Genomic DNA, 16,349 nt, shown 5'->3' with positions numbered 1-16,349 from the left:
GATTATTATGGCTACCAAATCCGTAGGCGATAGCGATTTCAGCGCTCAGGTGCTGCAATCCGAACGTCCCGTTCTCGTCGATTTCTGGGCAGAATGGTGCGGCCCGTGTAAAATGATTGGCCCCAGCCTCGAAGAAATCAGCGAAGAACTGGGCGGTCAGGTCGATATCGTGAAGCTGAATATCGACGACCATCCAGATACCCCAGCCAAATATGGCGTGCGCGGTATTCCGACGATGATCCTGTTCAAGGGCGGCGAAGTTGCCGACACCAAAGTTGGCGCCGCACCCAAGGCGCAGATCAAAGGCTGGCTCGAAGCCGCACTTTAGAGAAATTTGCGGCATCGCGGGGTTATCCCTTCGATGCCGTCAAATAGGGTTTCGACCCTAACTTCGATAATCGGCGTTGATGCTGATATAGCCGTGGGTGAGGTCGCACGTCCACACGCTCGCCCGGCCAGTGCCGAGCCCCAGATCAACGCCGATTTCGATTTCCTGCCCCTTCAGATGCGCTGCCACCGGGGTTTCATCATAACCGTCCACCGGCAACCCGTGCCGCGCGACCTGGGTTGAACCAAAGCTGATCGACAGCAAATCACGATCTGCAGGTTCGCCCGCTTTCCCGACCGCCATCACGACGCGTCCCCAATTGGCATCCTCACCGGCAATCGCTGTTTTAACGAGCGGCGAGTTGGCGATAGCCAAACCGACGCGGCGCGCGCTGTCATCATGTGCGGCACCGCTGACATGGATCGCGATAAATTTCTGCGCGCCTTCGCCATCGCGGACGACCAGATGTGCAAGCTGAAGGCAAATATCGCGCAGCGCGGCGGCGAAGGCATCGGCACCTGCATCGGCATAGGAGCCAAGCGGCGCGTTTCCGGCCTTGCCGGTTGCAAAGGCGAGCACGGTATCGCTGGTCGACGTATCGCTATCCACCGTGATGCAGCTAAAGCTGCTACTATTTGCTTCGGACAAGAGTTGTTGAAGAAAGGGTGCCTCGACGGCGGCATCGGTGAAGATATAGCCCAGCATGGTGGCCATATCGGGCGCGATCATGCCCGACCCTTTGATGATCCCCACCAGGTTCACCTTGACCCCGTCAATCATCGCGCTGGCCGTGGCACCTTTTGCAAAAGTGTCCGTCGTTCCAATCGTGTTCGTTGCATCTTCCCATGAACAGGGCTCGGCCTTGAATACAGCGTCCAGACCGGCTTCGGCTTTGTCTTTGGGTAGGGGGACGCCGATGACGCCCGTCGATGACACAAACACCGCGCCTTGCGTACATCCCAGATGTGCCGCGACTTTGGAGGTAATGGCTTCGACGGCTTCCAGACCGCGCCGTCCGGTAAAGGCGTTGCTGTTACCGGCATTGACGACCAGCGCACGCGCCTGTCCGCCCTTGATATTCTGGCGGCATAATTCGACTTCGGACGAACAACATATGTTCTGGGTCGTCACACCGGCGACTGTCGTGCCCTCGTCGAGTTCGACAAATGTCAAATCGCACCGCCCCCAATCCTTGTAACCCGCCCGCGCAATACGCGGCGTTGCCCCTGCAATCGATGGCATTGCAGGAAAGGGCAGGGCGAGAGGCGATTTTGCTAACACTTCCGGAAACTTTCATTAAATATCAGGCATCGAAAGGGAGTATCGAATGTCTATTTACGTCCTTGTGGCGCTAGCAGCAATTTCTGTCGAAACAAATGTGGAAACGACGGCTCCACCCGCTCCGCCGCCAATGGTAGTCCCAGTGTCGACAGTTGATGGTCCAACGCCATTCGCTCCTCCACCCAAAAAGGGTGTGGAAAGTCCGCCAATTCCTAGAGGCAGTCCAGGCTTTTGGGCAAATACCGGCGACTATCCTACGCTTGCCCTCAAAGAAGAGCGTGAGGGGATATCCGCATTTCGCGTGACTGTCGGTGTAGGCGGACGCGTTACCGCTTGTGAAATCACCGAGTCCAGCGGGCATCGTGATCTGGATGAAGCAACCTGCGCAAATGTAACGCGGCGCGCGGTCTTCTATCCGGCACAGGATAAAAAGGGAAAGGTTACGAGCGGTACCTACGCCAACCGCATCCGCTGGCAGATACCCGTTGTGGCAAGCTATGCAACTGGTCCAATGCGGTCCGAAAGCTATCCCTATCCCCCGCAACCGGCAAACCGCGCAGAGCTGCAAGTTGCCACGGAAGATTATCCCGCGGCTGCTTTGGCATCAGGGGAAGAGGGCACGAGCATATTTACTCTTGATATTGATGACACCGGAAAAGTGCAGGGATGCAGCATCACAACGTCGAGCGGTTCGTTGGCCTTGGACCAAAAGGCCTGTGTCTTTTCCGCCCGATGGAAATTCCAACCGGCGCGCGACGTGAATGGAAAGCCGACCTATGGCCGGACAAAGCACAATCTTGTCTGGCGACTGCCGAAAGGTACGCCGCGCGTTACTGCTGGGCCAGCCCGGCCAACATATAACCCCTTTGAAAAATCGGGCAGTTTTACACTGACGATGGATTTTGATGCGCAAGGCAAAATGGCAGATTGTGCGTTTGAAAAAACAGGCGATAATATGCCCATGGGACCGCTAAACCCAAGTCGTATGGAAAATGTGTGTTCCGAAATGAGGTCACCGAATATCAAACCCTTCATCGACGCCGAAGGCAAGCCAGAGGCCCGAAGGGTCATTTTCCGCATGGGTGTGGAACATGCCGATGCCGTTCTTCCCGAAAAGGCGAAATAGCATTTCCGCGTTCGGGATAGACTTTACTGCGGGGCATCCCTATATGCGCCAGAGCACGAAACAGGGCCCACCATGCGTTTGCTGATTTATCTTTTGGCGATGTTGACCGGATTTTCCGCGGCGGAAGCTGCGCGTCCGGTGTCAGCAACGCCTGCTACGCTTGGTTCGGCGGTCTCTTCGGCGGCAATCGTTGCCGCATCCGTGTCGATTGCGGAGCGTCACGAAACAACACGTCCGCTGCGCACCTATGAAACAACTGTGCAGAGTGCGAAAGCTATTGTCTGGCCCGCGTTTGATCGCGACATCTTCAGCTTTCCGACCCCGGTCACGGCACATGATGTTTTGCGGCTCTAGATAGCCGCCTGCGCGGCGTCACTCCGCGCCACACAAAACCAATTCTATTGTCGCTGAAAAAGCGACGCAATCACATGTAAAATTAAAAGGAAACACCCATGCTCGGTGGAGTTGCCAAAGCTTTATTCGGATCGTCGAACGACCGTTACGTAAAATCGGTCATGAAGATCGTGCAAAAAATCAATGCGTTGGAGCCTGAAATCTCCGCAATGACGGACGAACGTCTGACGCAGCAAACACAATTGTTCCGTGACCGTTTGACGGCGGGTGAAACGCTGGACGATATATTGCCGGAAGCATTTGCAACGGTTCGTGAAGCATCCAAGCGCGTCATGGGGATGCGCCATTTCGACGTCCAGATGGTTGGTGGCATTGTGCTTCACCGTGGTGAAATTGCCGAAATGCGGACTGGTGAAGGTAAGACCCTGACCGAAACCCTGGCCTGCTATCTGAACGCCCTTGAAGGCAAGGGTGTCCATGTTGTGACGGTCAACGACTATCTGGCGCGACGCGACGCCGAATGGATGGGCCGGATATACGGGTTCCTGGGCCTGACCACGGGTGTGGTCGTTCCCAATGTATCCGAGCATGAGCGTCGTGCCGCCTATGAATGCGACATCACCTATGCAACCAACAACGAACTGGGTTTCGATTATCTGCGCGATAATATGAAATATGAACGTGCCCAGATGGTGCAGCGCCCCTTCAATTTCGCCATCGTCGATGAAGTCGACTCCATTTTGGTGGACGAAGCGCGCACGCCGCTGATCATTTCAGGTCCGACCGACGACAAGTCCGAATTATATATGCAAGTGCATGCGGTCGTGCTGCAGTTGGACGACGGCGATTACGAAAAGGACGAAAAGAGCCGCAACGTCACCTTGACCGAAGACGGCACAGAAAAGGCAGAACGCCTGCTGGAGTCCGCTGGTTTGCTGACTGGTTCCAATCTGTATGATTATGAAAATACATTGGTTGTGCACCATCTTGACCAGGCACTGAAAGCCAATGTCATGTTCAAGCGCGACATTGATTACATCGTTAAGGACGGCAAGGTCATCATCATTGATGAGTTTACCGGCCGCATGATGGATGGCCGCCGTTGGTCGAATGGCCTGCATCAGGCGGTTGAAGCCAAGGAAGGCGTCCAGATCGAGCCGGAGAACCAGACGCTAGCGACGATTACCTTCCAGAATTATTTCCGCATGTATCCGAAATTGTCCGGTATGACCGGAACCGCCGCCACCGAAGCGGGCGAATTTTTCGAGATTTACAAGCTGAACGTCGTTGAAATCCCGACGAACCTGCCTGTGCAGCGCATCGACGAAGACGACCAATTCTACAAGAATACGCAGGATAAGTTCGGGGCGATTGCCAAGACGATCAAGGAAGCCAATGATCGCGGCCAACCTGTGCTAGTCGGTACGGTTTCGATCGAAAAGTCGGAACTTCTGTCCGAATTCCTTGAAAAGGAAGGCGTGAAGCATAGCGTCTTGAACGCACGTTTCCACGAAAGCGAAGCGCATATCGTGGCGCAGGCCGGACGGTTCGGCAGCGTAACCATTGCAACCAACATGGCTGGACGCGGCACCGACATCCAGCTGGGCGGCAACTATGAATTCCGCCTGGAAGATGAAATTGGCGATATGCCCGAGGGGCCCGAGCGCGATGCCGCCGTTGCGGCCTTGAAGGCGGAGATTGCCGCCGAAAAGGCAAAAGTCATCGACGCCGGTGGCTTGTTCGTTCTGGCGACCGAGCGCCATGAAAGCCGTCGTATCGATAACCAGTTGCGCGGCCGTTCGGGTCGTCAGGGCGATCCCGGTCTTTCGCGTTTCTATCTGTCGCTGGACGACGATCTTTTGCGCATCTTCGGTTCGGAAACACTGTTCTCGCGCATGATGAATTCCAGCCTGGAAGATGGCGAAGCGATTGGCGGCAAATGGCTGTCAAAGGCGATCGAAACCGCGCAGAAAAAGGTCGAAGCCCGCAACTATGATATCCGCAAGCAGCTTGTGGAATATGACAACGTCATGAACGACCAGCGCAAGGTCATTTATGACCAGCGCAGCGACATCATGGACGCCGAAGCTGTCGATGACATCATCGAGGATATGCGTAACGATACGGTCAATATGCTTGTGGGCGACCATTGCCCCGTCGGCACCTATCCCGAACAATGGGATATTGACGGACTGAAACAGAAATGCGCCGAGGTTTTGGGTCTGGCACCCGACATCGACAGCTGGTTGCAGGAAGAGGCAATCGAGCCCGAGATCATTGAATCGCGTTTGGCCGAAATGGCGACGGCGAAATTTGCCGCCAAGGGCGTTGAGCTTGACGAGACCGTCTGGCGTCAGGTTGAAAAGAGCATATTGCTGCAGACACTCGACCATCACTGGAAAGAGCATCTGTCCACGCTCGATGCCTTGCGGCAGGTGATTTACCTGCGCGCCTATGCGCAAAAGAACCCGATCAACGAATATAAGCAGGAAGCGTTCGGACTGTTTGAACGCATGCTTGCCGCTATTCGTGAAGGTGTCACAAAAACCATCGCGACCAATGAATTCCGTGCCGAACAGGAATTTACGCCGCCGGAATTACCTGAACTGCCTGACTTCCTGACCACCCATATCGACCCCTTTACGGGCGAAGATGACAGTGATGATGTGGATGGCGGGTCTTTGGGCCTTGTGACGACGCGTGCGGTTCGCCAGACACCGGCGCCGCAAGGTGGTGATCCTTTCGCGGGCAATCCCGATATTCGCCGCAATGATCCTTGCCCCTGTGGTTCCGGGGACAAGTACAAGCATTGCCATGGCGCCTATTGAGGAATGATGGGGCGTTCCGCCTGATCATCCCGCATCCCGGTTAGGCCGGGATGGAAAAGCATAGTTGCAGGACATCCTGAAAATGGTTCAGGATGGCCGTGCCGATATGGGGGAGGGCAGGAATGTTTTGGCTAACCGGATTATTCGCCATCGTTGCGTTGGTATACGCCTCGGTGGGTTTTGGTGGCGGTTCGACCTATACAGCCCTGCTGGGTCTCTGGGGCGTTGACTATGCCCTGATCCCTATCATTTCCTTGCTGTGCAACATCATCGTTGTAACCGGTGGCAGCGCGCGCTTTGTACGGGCGGGGCTGGTGAAGTGGCCGCAGGTCATGCCGTTGTTGCTTGTTTCTGCGCCGCTGGCCTTCATTGGCGGGCTTGTGCCGCTTAAGCAGTGGCTGTTCCTGATGATATTGGGCACCGCGTTGCTGTTGTCGGCGGCGGCGTTACTGGTGCAGCCCGATAAAATGGCGCCGCGGCGTATCTCCAAGCGGATGTTGTTGGTCCTTTCGGGCGGCGTGGGCTTGCTGGCCGGCCTGTCCGGTATTGGCGGCGGTATATTCATGGCGCCGGTGCTGCACCTGATCCGTTGGTCCAATGCCCGCCGGATTGCGGCCTTTGCGTCATTATATATCCTGATCAACTCGGTCACCGGATTGGCGGGGCAGCTTATCAAGGCTGGGCCGCAATCGCTGGCGGAACCGGCGGGGCAGTATTGGCCATTGCTGATCGCTGTTTTTGTGGGCGGCCAGATTGGCAGCATGTTGGGGATGAAGATCCTGACACCGCGCCTGCTCAAGACTTTGACTGCGCTTTTGGTGGGCTATGCCGCGCTGCGTCTGCTGTGGCAGGGCTGGGGCCTGATGTAGATGAAAATGGCTCCCCGGGAGGGATTCGAACCCCCGACCAATTGATTAACAGTCAACTGCTCTACCACTGAGCTACCAGGGAGCAGCCCGATTGCTCGGGCAGAGGCGCGCCTATAGCAGCGCTTTTTAAACTTTGGCAAGCACCCTTTGCAAATTCAGACAATAAATTGTTCCATCGCAATCCGGTCGTCCAATGCATGTTCCGGATCGAACAAAAGTGTGAGTGCGCGGTTGCGGTCGAGGGCCACCTCGACATGCGAAATGTCGCGGATTTCCCGCTGGTCGGCGACGGCGCTGACGGGGCGTTTGCCGGCCTCCAATATCTTCAGCTTGATGACATAGCGGTCGGGCAAGATCGCGCCTTTCCACCTGCGGGGCCGGAACGGACTGATGGGGGTGAGCGCAAGCAGCGACGAATCAAGCGGCAGGATCGGGCCATTGGCCGACAGATTATAGGCTGTTGATCCTGCGGGTGTGGACACCAATATGCCGTCGCAAATCAGCTCGGGTATGACCGCCCGGCCATTCACCGAAATCTCCAGCTTTGCCGCCTGCCGGGTTTCGCGCAGCAGGGATACTTCGTTGATCGCGGGCAGGGTGAAGCTCTGTCCACCGACAGTCGTGATCGTCGCGACCAGCGGTCGGACCTGAAAGGCCTTGGCGCGGGACAGGCGGTTCAACAGCTCGCCCGGCTGCCATCCGTTCATCAGAAAGCCGATGGTCCCCCGGTTCATGCCGTAGGCGGGAATGTCGCGCCTATCCTCGTGCAGCCGGTGCAAAACCTGCAGCATATGGCCGTCTCCGCCCAGCACGATTACCGCTTCCGCATCGTCCAGCGGGACAAAGTCGATCTGCTCGCGCAAAATGGCCTCTGCCTCCCGCGCGGTGGGTGTGGCGGACGCGAGCACGGCGAGGCGGGTATAGTCCGTCATCCGCCGGTCGCATTCATATGGCGGGACAGGCGAAGTTCGGGATCGGCCAGTTGCCGTTCGAAATCATGCCGCGCCGGCTTCAGACGCAGCGCCTGCTGCAGCAATTTGTCAACCGCCGCCATACCATCCTCGCGCAGCGCCTTGCGGAAATCGACATGCATGGAGGACCCCAGGCACATATAAATCTTGCCATCGGTCGTCAGTCGTAGACGGTTGCAATCGTCACAGAAATTATGGCTGAGCGGCGTAATCAGCCCCAATCGCAGGCCCAGCGGCGCGACATTCCAGTAACGCGCGGGGCCGGAACTGCGATGCGCCAGCGGCGACAAGGCATAGCGTTCGCGCAACGGTGCGATGAAGTCATCCATGGCGATATAGCGGTCTTGCCGGTTCGCGACACCTTCGCCCAAGGGCATGGTCTCGATCAGCGACAAGTCATAGCCATTCGCAGAGCAAAATTCGGCCAGGGCGAGCAATTCGGCTTCATTCTCGCCTTTCAGCGCCACCATGTTGATTTTGATGCCTATTCCCTGCGCTGCTGCCGCCGCGATTCCTTCCAAAACCTGAGCCAGATCACCCCCGCGGGTGATGGTGCGGAACGTTTCGGGGTTCAGGCTGTCGAGGCTCACATTAATCCGGCGGAAATGCGCCGCGGCCAATATCGGTGCGAATTGGGCCAGCCGGCTGCCATTAGTGGTCAAAGTCAGCTCGTCCAGACGGCCCGCCGCGACATGCCCGCCAAGCTCCTTCAACAATATCTCAATATCCCGCCGAACCAGCGGTTCGCCGCCTGTCAGGCGGATTTTGCGGATGCCGTGGGCGATGAACCGGTTCGCCAAAAGCGCGATTTCGCTATAATCCAGCAGGTCGCCATGGGGCAGAAAGGTCTGCTTTTCGGGCATGCAATAATGGCACCGGAAATTGCACCGGTCAGTCACCGAGATACGGAGATAGTCGATGTGGCGCCCTTGACCGTCAATCATGCTGGTCATGTAAGCGGAAATCTAAGGGCTTACAAAGCCGAAATGCGAAAATCGCAAGAGTTGCTAAAGATATTCGCGCTAAAGCCGCAGGATGCACTCTTTGCGCGACACACAGACCAAGATACGGCCGCATGGCGCACTTACTATGCGCCGTGCACGCCATGTGCGCGAATGGCTGGCCGAAGCGTCGCAGGAACCGGTGACGGTGCTGCTGCTCGGTATCAAGGATCTGAAGCAGATTAACGACCGCTTGGGCCGCGCCGTGGGCGATGCGGTTATCCGGCGTGTGGGCCAGCAAATCCGAGCCTTTGCCGAGCAACAGCTATCGCCCATCCGCCTCATGGCCAAGATGCCGGGGCGGGAATTCATGCTGGTGGTCGATGGCAATGCGGGCGGGAAACAGCTTGAGCTCGCCGCGCAAAAACTGCTCGAAATGGTATCGGTTGATCTTGGCGAGGGCGATGCCCCGCTGCACATCAACGCGCGGTTGGGAATCGCCTTGTCGCGGCCCACCGAAAGCCGCCCAAACCTAGCTGCCCGTGCTGCCGACGCGCTTGCCAAAGCCTATGGCCGCAAGGGCAAACGCTATGTCGTTGCCGAGGCGCAGGCCCCGTTCAACCCCGCCATGGAGCAGGTCGATGTCGCGCTGCGTTCGGCGCTTGCGGCGCGCGAGATCGTGATATTGCTGCAACCGCAGTTCGAAGTGTCGTCCGGTCGGCTTGTCGGCGCCGAGGCACTTGCCCGGCTGAACCATCCCCAATTGGGGGAAATCAGCGCCGGCGACCTGTTCGCCTCAGCGGACCGGTGCGATTTGCGCGAGGAATTGTCGCATCTGATACAGGACAAGGCCATCAACATCGCCGCCGCATGGCCTGCCGCGTTGAGTGACCTGCGCCTTGCGGTCAATCTGGGTGCGGAGGAGCTGACCGAATATTATGGCGCGCACCTGTTGGAATTGTTGGCTCAAGCCGGTTTTGCACCCGAACGCTTAACGCTGGAGTTGACCGAAGAAAGCCTGATCCGCGATCTGGAGCGGACGGCAGCGCAGTTGGAATTGCTGCGCGCAAAGGGCATGCGGATCGCGGTTGATGATTTCGGGACCGGCTATTCCAGCCTGGCGTATCTCAAATCCTTGCCGCTTGATTATCTCAAAATCGACAAGGGCATGACGCCGGATATTGTCGGCACCGGCAAAGACCGGATCATCATGCGCGCGATCATCGCGATGGCGAAGGCGCTCGGAATGGCGATTATCGCCGAGGGCGTGGAAAAGGCCGAGGAGCTGGAGATGTTGAAGGCCGAAGGGTGCGACTATTTTCAAGGATTCCTGAGGTCGCCTCCGCTGGCGCCAGCCGAGTTCGAGCGGTTTGCGTTGAGGGCGAATTGAGGTTGGGGGCTTAAGGGGACAGTCCCAACGACATTACCTCTCTCCTTTAGGGGAGAGGTGCGAGACTTGGCGGCTTGCCGCCTAGTCGCAGCGGAGAGGGGCTGGACGGTGAGGTTTGTGCCCGAACTCCCCCTCACCAACTTCGCCTAAGCCTGATGGCTAAGTCTTCGTATCCTCTCCCCTAAAGGGGAGAGGCTAGGCATTGGACCCTATCCCCAACGCCCGACTACCCCGCCTTGCGCGCCAGATTGGCAAGGCCCTTCGACAGCTGCAAACATCCGTTCAACCGTGACGCAGGGTCGCCCCACACGCGGTTGATGACGAGTTTGCTGTCGGGTCGCAGCTTTGCCGTTTCGCCCAATTTGGCGACATAGGCGAGCAGGCCCGGAACATTGGGCGGGGTGTCTTCGTGGAAGCTGACCAGCGTTCCGCGTGCGCCAACTTCGATCTTGGCGACCTGTGCGACAAGCGCATTTTGCTTGATCTGGATAAGCTTGAGCAGATTTTGCGTCGGTTCCGGAATGGTACCGAAACGATCGGTGATTTCGGCGGCAAAGCCTTCGATATCCTGACCTTCTTCCAGTTCGTTCAAGCGGCGGTAAAGCGCCATGCGGACTGAGAGGTCGGGGACATAATCGTCGGGGATCAGGATCGGTGCATCGATGGTGATCTGCGGCGAGAAGCTGCCGCGCGGTTTGGCGAGCCCTTGCGAATCCGCCCGCGCTTCCAAAATCGCATCCTCCAGCATCGACTGGTACAGTTCGAAACCGACTTCCTTGATATGCCCCGACTGTTCGTCGCCCACCAGATTGCCTGCGCCGCGAATGTCGAGGTCATGGCTGGCAAGTTGGAATCCGGCGCCAAGGCTGTCCAGATCGCCCAACACCTTGAGCCGTTTTTCCGCCGTTTCGGTCAACACGCGGTTCGCCTCATGCGTCATATAGGCATAGGCACGCGTCTTGGACCGGCCAACACGTCCACGTAACTGGTAAAGCTGCGCGAGGCCGAAGCGGTCGGCCCGGTGGATGATGAGTGTGTTGGCGCTGGGGATATCAAGACCGCTTTCGACGATGGTCGTCGACAGCAGGACGTCATAACGCTTTTCGTAAAAGGCGCTCATCCGCTCTTCGACCTGCGTTGCCGACATCTGGCCGTGCGCGGTGACATATTTGATTTCGGGCACTTCGGTGCGCAGGAATTCTTCAATCTCGGTCAGGTCGGCAATGCGCGGCACCACGAAAAAGCTTTGCCCGCCGCGATAATGTTCGCGCAGCAATGCCTCGCGCAGGACAACGGGATCCCATGGCATGACATAGGTGCGTACGGCGAGCCGGTCGACCGGCGGGGTCTGGATTACCGACAATTCGCGCAAGCCCGACATCGCCATCTGCAAGGTCCTGGGAATGGGGGTCGCGGTCAGGGTCAGCATATGGACGTCGGTCTTCAGCGCCTTCAACTGTTCCTTATGATTGACGCCAAAGCGCTGTTCTTCATCCACGATGACCAGACCGAGCCGCTTGAACTTCAGCGATTTGGCAAGGACAGCATGGGTACCGATCACGATGTCGACCGTGCCATCTGCCAGACCGTCGCGCGTGGTGGTGGCTTCGGCGGCGGGCACAAGACGCGAAAGCCGTCCGAGTTTCAGCGGCAGGTCGCGGAATCGTTCAACGAAGTTGGTATAATGCTGCCGCGCCAGCAAGGTTGTGGGCGCTATGACGGCAACCTGATGCCCGGCCAATGCCACGGCAAAGGCGGCGCGCATCGCGACCTCTGTCTTGCCAAAGCCGACATCGCCGCAGACCAGACGGTCCATGGGCTTGCCCGCCGACAGGTCTTCCAGCACCTCGTCAATGACGCGCAACTGGTCTTCGGTTTCTTCATAGGGGAAACGGTCGACAAAGCTGGCATAAGCCTGATCATCAACTTCGATGACCGCACCGGGGCGCAGGGCCCGTTCGGCAGCGGTTTTCAGCAGTTCGTGCGCAATGGCCCTAATGCGTTCTTTCAGCTTCGACTTGCGCCGTTGCCATGCTTCGCCGCCCAATTTGTCGAGCGTAACATTCTCGCTATCCGAGCCATAGCGCGACAGGACATCGATATTTTCAACAGGAACATAGAGCTTGTCCCCACCCGAATAGCTCAACGCCACACAGTCGTGCGGGCTGTTGCCGACGGGGATAGATATCAGCCCTTCATAGCGGCCAATCCCGTGATCCTGATGCACAACCAGATCGCCGGGGCTGAGCGCGGCCAGTTCGGCGAGGAAGGCATCTGCGGATTTGCGTTTTTTGTGACGGCGCACAAGCCGGTCGCCGAGCATATCCTGCTCACTGATCAGCGCGATATCGCTCGACGTGAATCCATGGTCGATGGGCAGGACGACCATGGCAACGGTACCGCGTCCACTGGCCGGGGCAGCAAGCCCGAGCGCCGCTTGCCAACCATCGGCATCGGCAAGGGGCGGGGCACCATGATCTTTCAGCAAACCCTTCAGCCGTTCCCGCGCGCCGTTGGAATAGCTGGCGATGATGGGGCGGCTTCCCGCCTTCAAAAGTGATTTCAGATGGCCAGCGACAGCCTCGTACACATTTGCCTTTTGCGTGCGTTCGGGGGCAAAATCGCGGGCGGCGGCGATCGCAAAATCGATGGTCCGGTCGGAATCCGGCTGCGCGAACGGGGTCAGAAGATGTGCGGCATTGTCGGCCAACACCTTTTCAACTTCATCGCCTGAAAGATAGAGCATTTCGGGTGGCAAGGGACGGTAGCTGCCGGGTTCGGCGACCTGCGCCTTGACGCGGTTGTCGTAATAATCGGCGATTGCATCCAGCCGTGATTGCCCTGCGGCGATAGCGCCCGCATCGCGGATAACCAGCGCATCTGCACCTACATGGTCGAAGATCGTCGCCATGCGTTCTTCGAATAGCGGCAACCAATGGTCCATACCGGACAAGCGGCGGCCTTCGGACACGGCCTGATAAAGAGGATCGCCGGTGGCAGTGACGCCGAATCGTTCACGGTAGCCGACGCGGAACCGCTTGATTGCTTCCTCGTCCATCAACGCTTCAACAGCGGGCAGGATATCGAAATGCTCGACCCGATCGATACTGCGTTGGTCCGACGGGTTGAAACGGCGGATGCTTTCAATCTCGTCGCCAAAGAAATCGAGGCGCAGGCCAAATTCGCTGCCCGCCGGAAACAGGTCGACGATACTGCCGCGGATCGCAAACTCGCCCGCTTCGGCAACGGTATCGACGCGGAAATAGCCGTTGGATTGCAGCAGCGAGGCCAGCCGTTCGCGTGTGATCTCGCGTCCTGCCGTCAGCCGCTCGCCCGTTTGGCGGATGCGGAAGGGCGTCACATATTTCTGGATGACCGCACCGATGGTGGTCAGCACCAACTGCTTTTTGGATGTCGGTTGCTGCAAAGCTTGCAGGGTGGACATACGTTGCGATGTGACCGCGACGGAAGGCGAGGCGCGGTCATAGGGGAGGCAATCCCACGCCGGAAGCTGCAAGATTTCGACTTCGGGGGCAAAGAAGGGAACCGCATCGGCAAGGGCGCGCATCGCGCTATCGTCGGGCGCGATGTACAATGTCCGCCCTTTTGCAGCACGTGTCAGATCGGCAAGCAGCAGCGGCGCGAAGCCGGACGGCACCGACGACAGGGTGAGAGGTGACTTGGCCGTTATGATTCTTTGGATGTCGGGCATGAAAACCTATCGAACCGCATCAATCTGCAAATCAAGCCAGTCGCACATCACTACGTCACCCTGAACTTGTTTCAGGGTCTTAGTATTTTGCCAGGTTGTAAAATAAGATGCTGAAACAAGTTCAGCATGACGGCGAAAAGCGGGGGAAATCATTTCCCAAGTCCTTCCGGCAAGGAGATGAAATCGAGCCGTTGGAGCAGGTCCATCATCGGTCCTGCCAAATTCGGGTCGGGTGCTGCGGTTTGCAGCGCCCAGGCCATGATGTCGACATCCTGCTCTTCCAACAGCCGTTCGAACCAGGCGAAATCCGCTTCGCTCCACTGGGCGTGGTAAGTGTCAAAAAAGCCGCCGACCATGGCGTCCGCCTCCCGCGTGCCACGGTGGTGCGCGCGAAAGTGTAATTTGCGAAGATAGGGGTCGGCGTCCATCGCGCGCATCCTTTATGCTTGTGCTTTTATGAGGGTTTCCGGTTATAGATGGCCCTAGCCATGCGTCCAGATATTCTCAATCCGTTATTTGCAGAAGTGCGCGCGATGAAAGGCGTTGGACCGGGGCTGGCCAAACCGCTTGAGAAGCTCGGTTTGGTGCGGATCAAGGATGTGCTGTACCATTTTCCCGCAAGCTGGACCTACCGCAAGGCTGTTCAGCGGCTCGATGTTGCGGATGTTGGCAGCAACATCATTCTCGCCGTCACCGTGATGGACCATCGCAGCAGCGGCAGCGCGCGGGCACCTTTGCGGATATATGCCGCCGATGCGGAGGGCAATTACATCACGTTGACTTTCTTCGGCCGTAATGGAGGCTGGGCGCGCAAGCAGTTACCGGTGGGGGAAGCGCGGATCATCTCCGGCAAGCTCGACCGCTATGGCGATGAATTGCAGATGGTGCACCCCGACCATATTGTTGCTGTGGGCGAGGCAGGCTCCCCCGGCCTTGCCGAACCGGTCTATCCGTTGTCGGAAGGATTGACTAACAAGCGGATGGGGCAGCTTGCGACGGCGGCGCTCGAGCATTTGCCGGACCTGCCCGAATGGATTGAGCCCAGCTTGCTGACGGCGCGCAATTGGGCGGGGTGGAACTCCGCGGTGAATCAAGTCCACCATAAGGATGATGAGGCCAACCGGGACCGGCTGGCCTATGATGAACTGTTTTCCAACCAGCTCGCCATGCGGTTGGTGCGGGCGGCGATGGACCAGCGCAAGGCGGTGCCGATCGCGGGGACGGGGCAACTTGTGGACCGGCTGCAACTGCCCTTTGCGCTGACCGGCGCGCAGCAGCGGGTGATTGCGGAAATTGAAGGCGACATTGCCCAATCGCGCCCGATGCTGCGGCTTTTGCAAGGTGATGTCGGCGCGGGCAAAACGATGGTCGCGCTGCGTGCGCTGCTCCGCGCGGTTGAGGCCGGGATGCAGGGCGCAATGCTCGCCCCGACCGAAATATTGGCGCGGCAGCATTTTGCGGGACTGCAAAAGCTTTTGGCGGGACTACCCATCAATATCGCCATCCTGACCGGCCGCGAAAAGGGGAAGTTGCGTGAAGCGACGCTGATGGGGCTAGCCGATGGCAGCATCCATATTTTGGTCGGCACACACGCGATATTTCAGGAGGCGGTGACCTATAAGGCGCTCGCGCTCGCGGTGATTGACGAACAGCACCGCTTTGGTGTGTCGCAGCGGCTGATGCTGTCGCGCAAGGGCAGGGGCGTGCCGCATCTGCTGGTGATGACCGCGACGCCTATCCCGCGCAGCCTTGCGCTTGCGGCCTATGGCGAGATGGATTCGTCGCAGATTGACGAACTACCACCGGGGCGCACACCGGTGGAAACACGGGTGATTTCGCAGGAACGGCTGCCCGAGATTGTTGACGGTGTGGCAAGGCATCTTTCGGCGGGGAAGCAGGCTTTCTGGGTCTGTCCGCTGGTCGAGGAAAGCGAGAATAGCGACCTCGCCGCCGCCGAACAGCGCGCCGAAATGCTGCGGCTACGCTTTGGCGAGCAGGTGGCGGTCGTGCATGGGCGGATGAAGGGGCCGGAAAAGGATGCGGTCATGGAACGCTTCATCCGCGGCGAAACCCGGTTGCTGGTGGCGACCACGGTGATCGAGGTCGGGGTCGATGTGCCAAATGCCAGCCTGATGATCGTCGAAGCCGCCGACCGCTTCGGCCTTGCACAGCTGCACCAGTTACGCGGGCGAGTGGGGCGCGGGGCGGAAAAATCCGTGTGCCTGCTGATCCGCAGCGCCCAGATTGGCGAGACGGCGCGGGCGCGGCTGGCGCTGATGCGGGAGACCAATGACGGCTTTCGTATTGCCGAGGAGGATCTGAAGCTGCGCGGGGCAGGTGAGCTATTGGGGACGCGGCAGTCGGGCGACAGTCCGTTCCGCGTCGCAACGCCCGAACAGGTGCGCGCGTTGATCAGCGTGGCGGCCGACGACGCGCGGCTGTTGCTCGACCGCGACGGCGGACTGGCGGGCCCCCGTGGGGAGGCTGCGCGCTTGTGTCTTTATCTGTTTGAACGGGACGCCGGGATCGCGACCCTGCGCGGCGGTTAG

The 16,349-nt window shown here is 58.5% G+C and carries 12 protein-coding genes and 1 tRNA gene; 7 read left to right on the top strand and 6 right to left on the bottom strand.

Annotation, left to right across the window (positions count from 1 at the left end; genetic code table 11):
- Positions 1–7: 7 nt before the first annotated feature.
- Positions 8–328 (top strand): thioredoxin, encoded by a 321-nt coding sequence (gene trxA / locus EUU25_RS05115; RefSeq protein ID WP_158898891.1) that lies wholly within the window; start codon positions 8–10, stop codon positions 326–328.
- A 57-nt stretch (positions 329–385) separates the two neighbouring features.
- Here trxA and argJ read toward each other — a convergent pair whose 3' ends face one another.
- Positions 386–1,570 carry a bifunctional glutamate N-acetyltransferase/amino-acid acetyltransferase ArgJ gene (argJ, locus tag EUU25_RS05110; RefSeq protein ID WP_158903141.1) on the bottom strand — a complete coding sequence of 395 codons (1,185 nt, stop codon included), beginning with the start codon at positions 1,568–1,570 and terminating at the stop codon, positions 386–388.
- Between the two features lie 85 nt (positions 1,571–1,655).
- On the opposite strand from argJ, the gene EUU25_RS05105 reads away from it, so the two are divergent.
- The 4 genes from EUU25_RS05105 (at position 1,656) to EUU25_RS05090 (ending at position 6,786) form a co-directional block, all read left to right on the top strand.
- Positions 1,656–2,735 (top strand): energy transducer TonB, encoded by a 1,080-nt coding sequence (locus EUU25_RS05105; RefSeq protein WP_158898889.1) that lies wholly within the window; start codon positions 1,656–1,658, stop codon positions 2,733–2,735.
- A gap of 72 nt (positions 2,736–2,807) precedes the next feature.
- Positions 2,808–3,089 (top strand): hypothetical protein, encoded by a 282-nt coding sequence (locus EUU25_RS05100; RefSeq protein ID WP_158898887.1) that lies wholly within the window; start codon positions 2,808–2,810, stop codon positions 3,087–3,089.
- Positions 3,090–3,187: 98 nt separating this feature from the next.
- Positions 3,188–5,917 carry a preprotein translocase subunit SecA gene (secA, locus tag EUU25_RS05095; protein WP_158898885.1) on the top strand — a complete coding sequence of 910 codons (2,730 nt, stop codon included), beginning with the start codon at positions 3,188–3,190 and terminating at the stop codon, positions 5,915–5,917.
- A 122-nt stretch (positions 5,918–6,039) separates the two neighbouring features.
- Positions 6,040–6,786 (top strand): sulfite exporter TauE/SafE family protein, encoded by a 747-nt coding sequence (locus EUU25_RS05090; protein ID WP_158898883.1) that lies wholly within the window; start codon positions 6,040–6,042, stop codon positions 6,784–6,786.
- Positions 6,787–6,793: 7 nt separating this feature from the next.
- Here EUU25_RS05090 and EUU25_RS05085 read toward each other — a convergent pair.
- The 3 genes from EUU25_RS05085 to moaA form a co-directional block, all read right to left on the bottom strand.
- Positions 6,794–6,868: transfer RNA gene (locus EUU25_RS05085), tRNA-Asn, on the bottom strand.
- A gap of 73 nt (positions 6,869–6,941) precedes the next feature.
- The gene (locus EUU25_RS05080; RefSeq protein ID WP_158898881.1) at positions 6,942–7,718 is read right to left on the bottom strand and encodes an NAD kinase; all 777 of its coding nucleotides are present in this window, start codon (positions 7,716–7,718) and stop codon (positions 6,942–6,944) included.
- Positions 7,715–8,710 (bottom strand): GTP 3',8-cyclase MoaA, encoded by a 996-nt coding sequence (gene moaA, locus EUU25_RS05075; RefSeq protein ID WP_158898879.1) that lies wholly within the window; start codon positions 8,708–8,710, stop codon positions 7,715–7,717. The genes EUU25_RS05080 and moaA overlap by 4 nt, the downstream gene beginning before the upstream one ends.
- 82 nt (positions 8,711–8,792) lie before the next feature.
- Here moaA and EUU25_RS05070 point away from each other — a divergent pair, with 82 nt between their 5' ends.
- Complete coding sequence (locus EUU25_RS05070; RefSeq protein WP_281347006.1) at positions 8,793–10,088, top strand: GGDEF domain-containing phosphodiesterase; 1,296 nt, start codon at positions 8,793–8,795, stop codon at positions 10,086–10,088.
- Positions 10,089–10,314: 226 nt separating this feature from the next.
- On the opposite strand, the gene mfd is transcribed toward EUU25_RS05070, so the two are convergent.
- The gene (gene mfd, locus EUU25_RS05065; RefSeq protein WP_158898875.1) at positions 10,315–13,800 is read right to left on the bottom strand and encodes a transcription-repair coupling factor; all 3,486 of its coding nucleotides are present in this window, start codon (positions 13,798–13,800) and stop codon (positions 10,315–10,317) included.
- A gap of 149 nt (positions 13,801–13,949) precedes the next feature.
- Positions 13,950–14,228 (bottom strand): FAD assembly factor SdhE, encoded by a 279-nt coding sequence (locus tag EUU25_RS05060; protein WP_158898873.1) that lies wholly within the window; start codon positions 14,226–14,228, stop codon positions 13,950–13,952.
- Between the two features lie 60 nt (positions 14,229–14,288).
- On the opposite strand from EUU25_RS05060, the gene recG reads away from it, so the two are divergent.
- A complete protein-coding gene (gene recG, locus EUU25_RS05055) occupies positions 14,289–16,349 on the top strand; it encodes an ATP-dependent DNA helicase RecG (RefSeq protein WP_158898871.1) in 2,061 nt (686 codons plus the stop codon).

The organism is Sphingorhabdus lacus (assembly GCF_009768975.1).
GTDB lineage: Bacteria > Pseudomonadota > Alphaproteobacteria > Sphingomonadales > Sphingomonadaceae > Sphingorhabdus_B > Sphingorhabdus_B lacus.
This window is presented reverse-complemented; position numbering and strand designations above follow the sequence as displayed.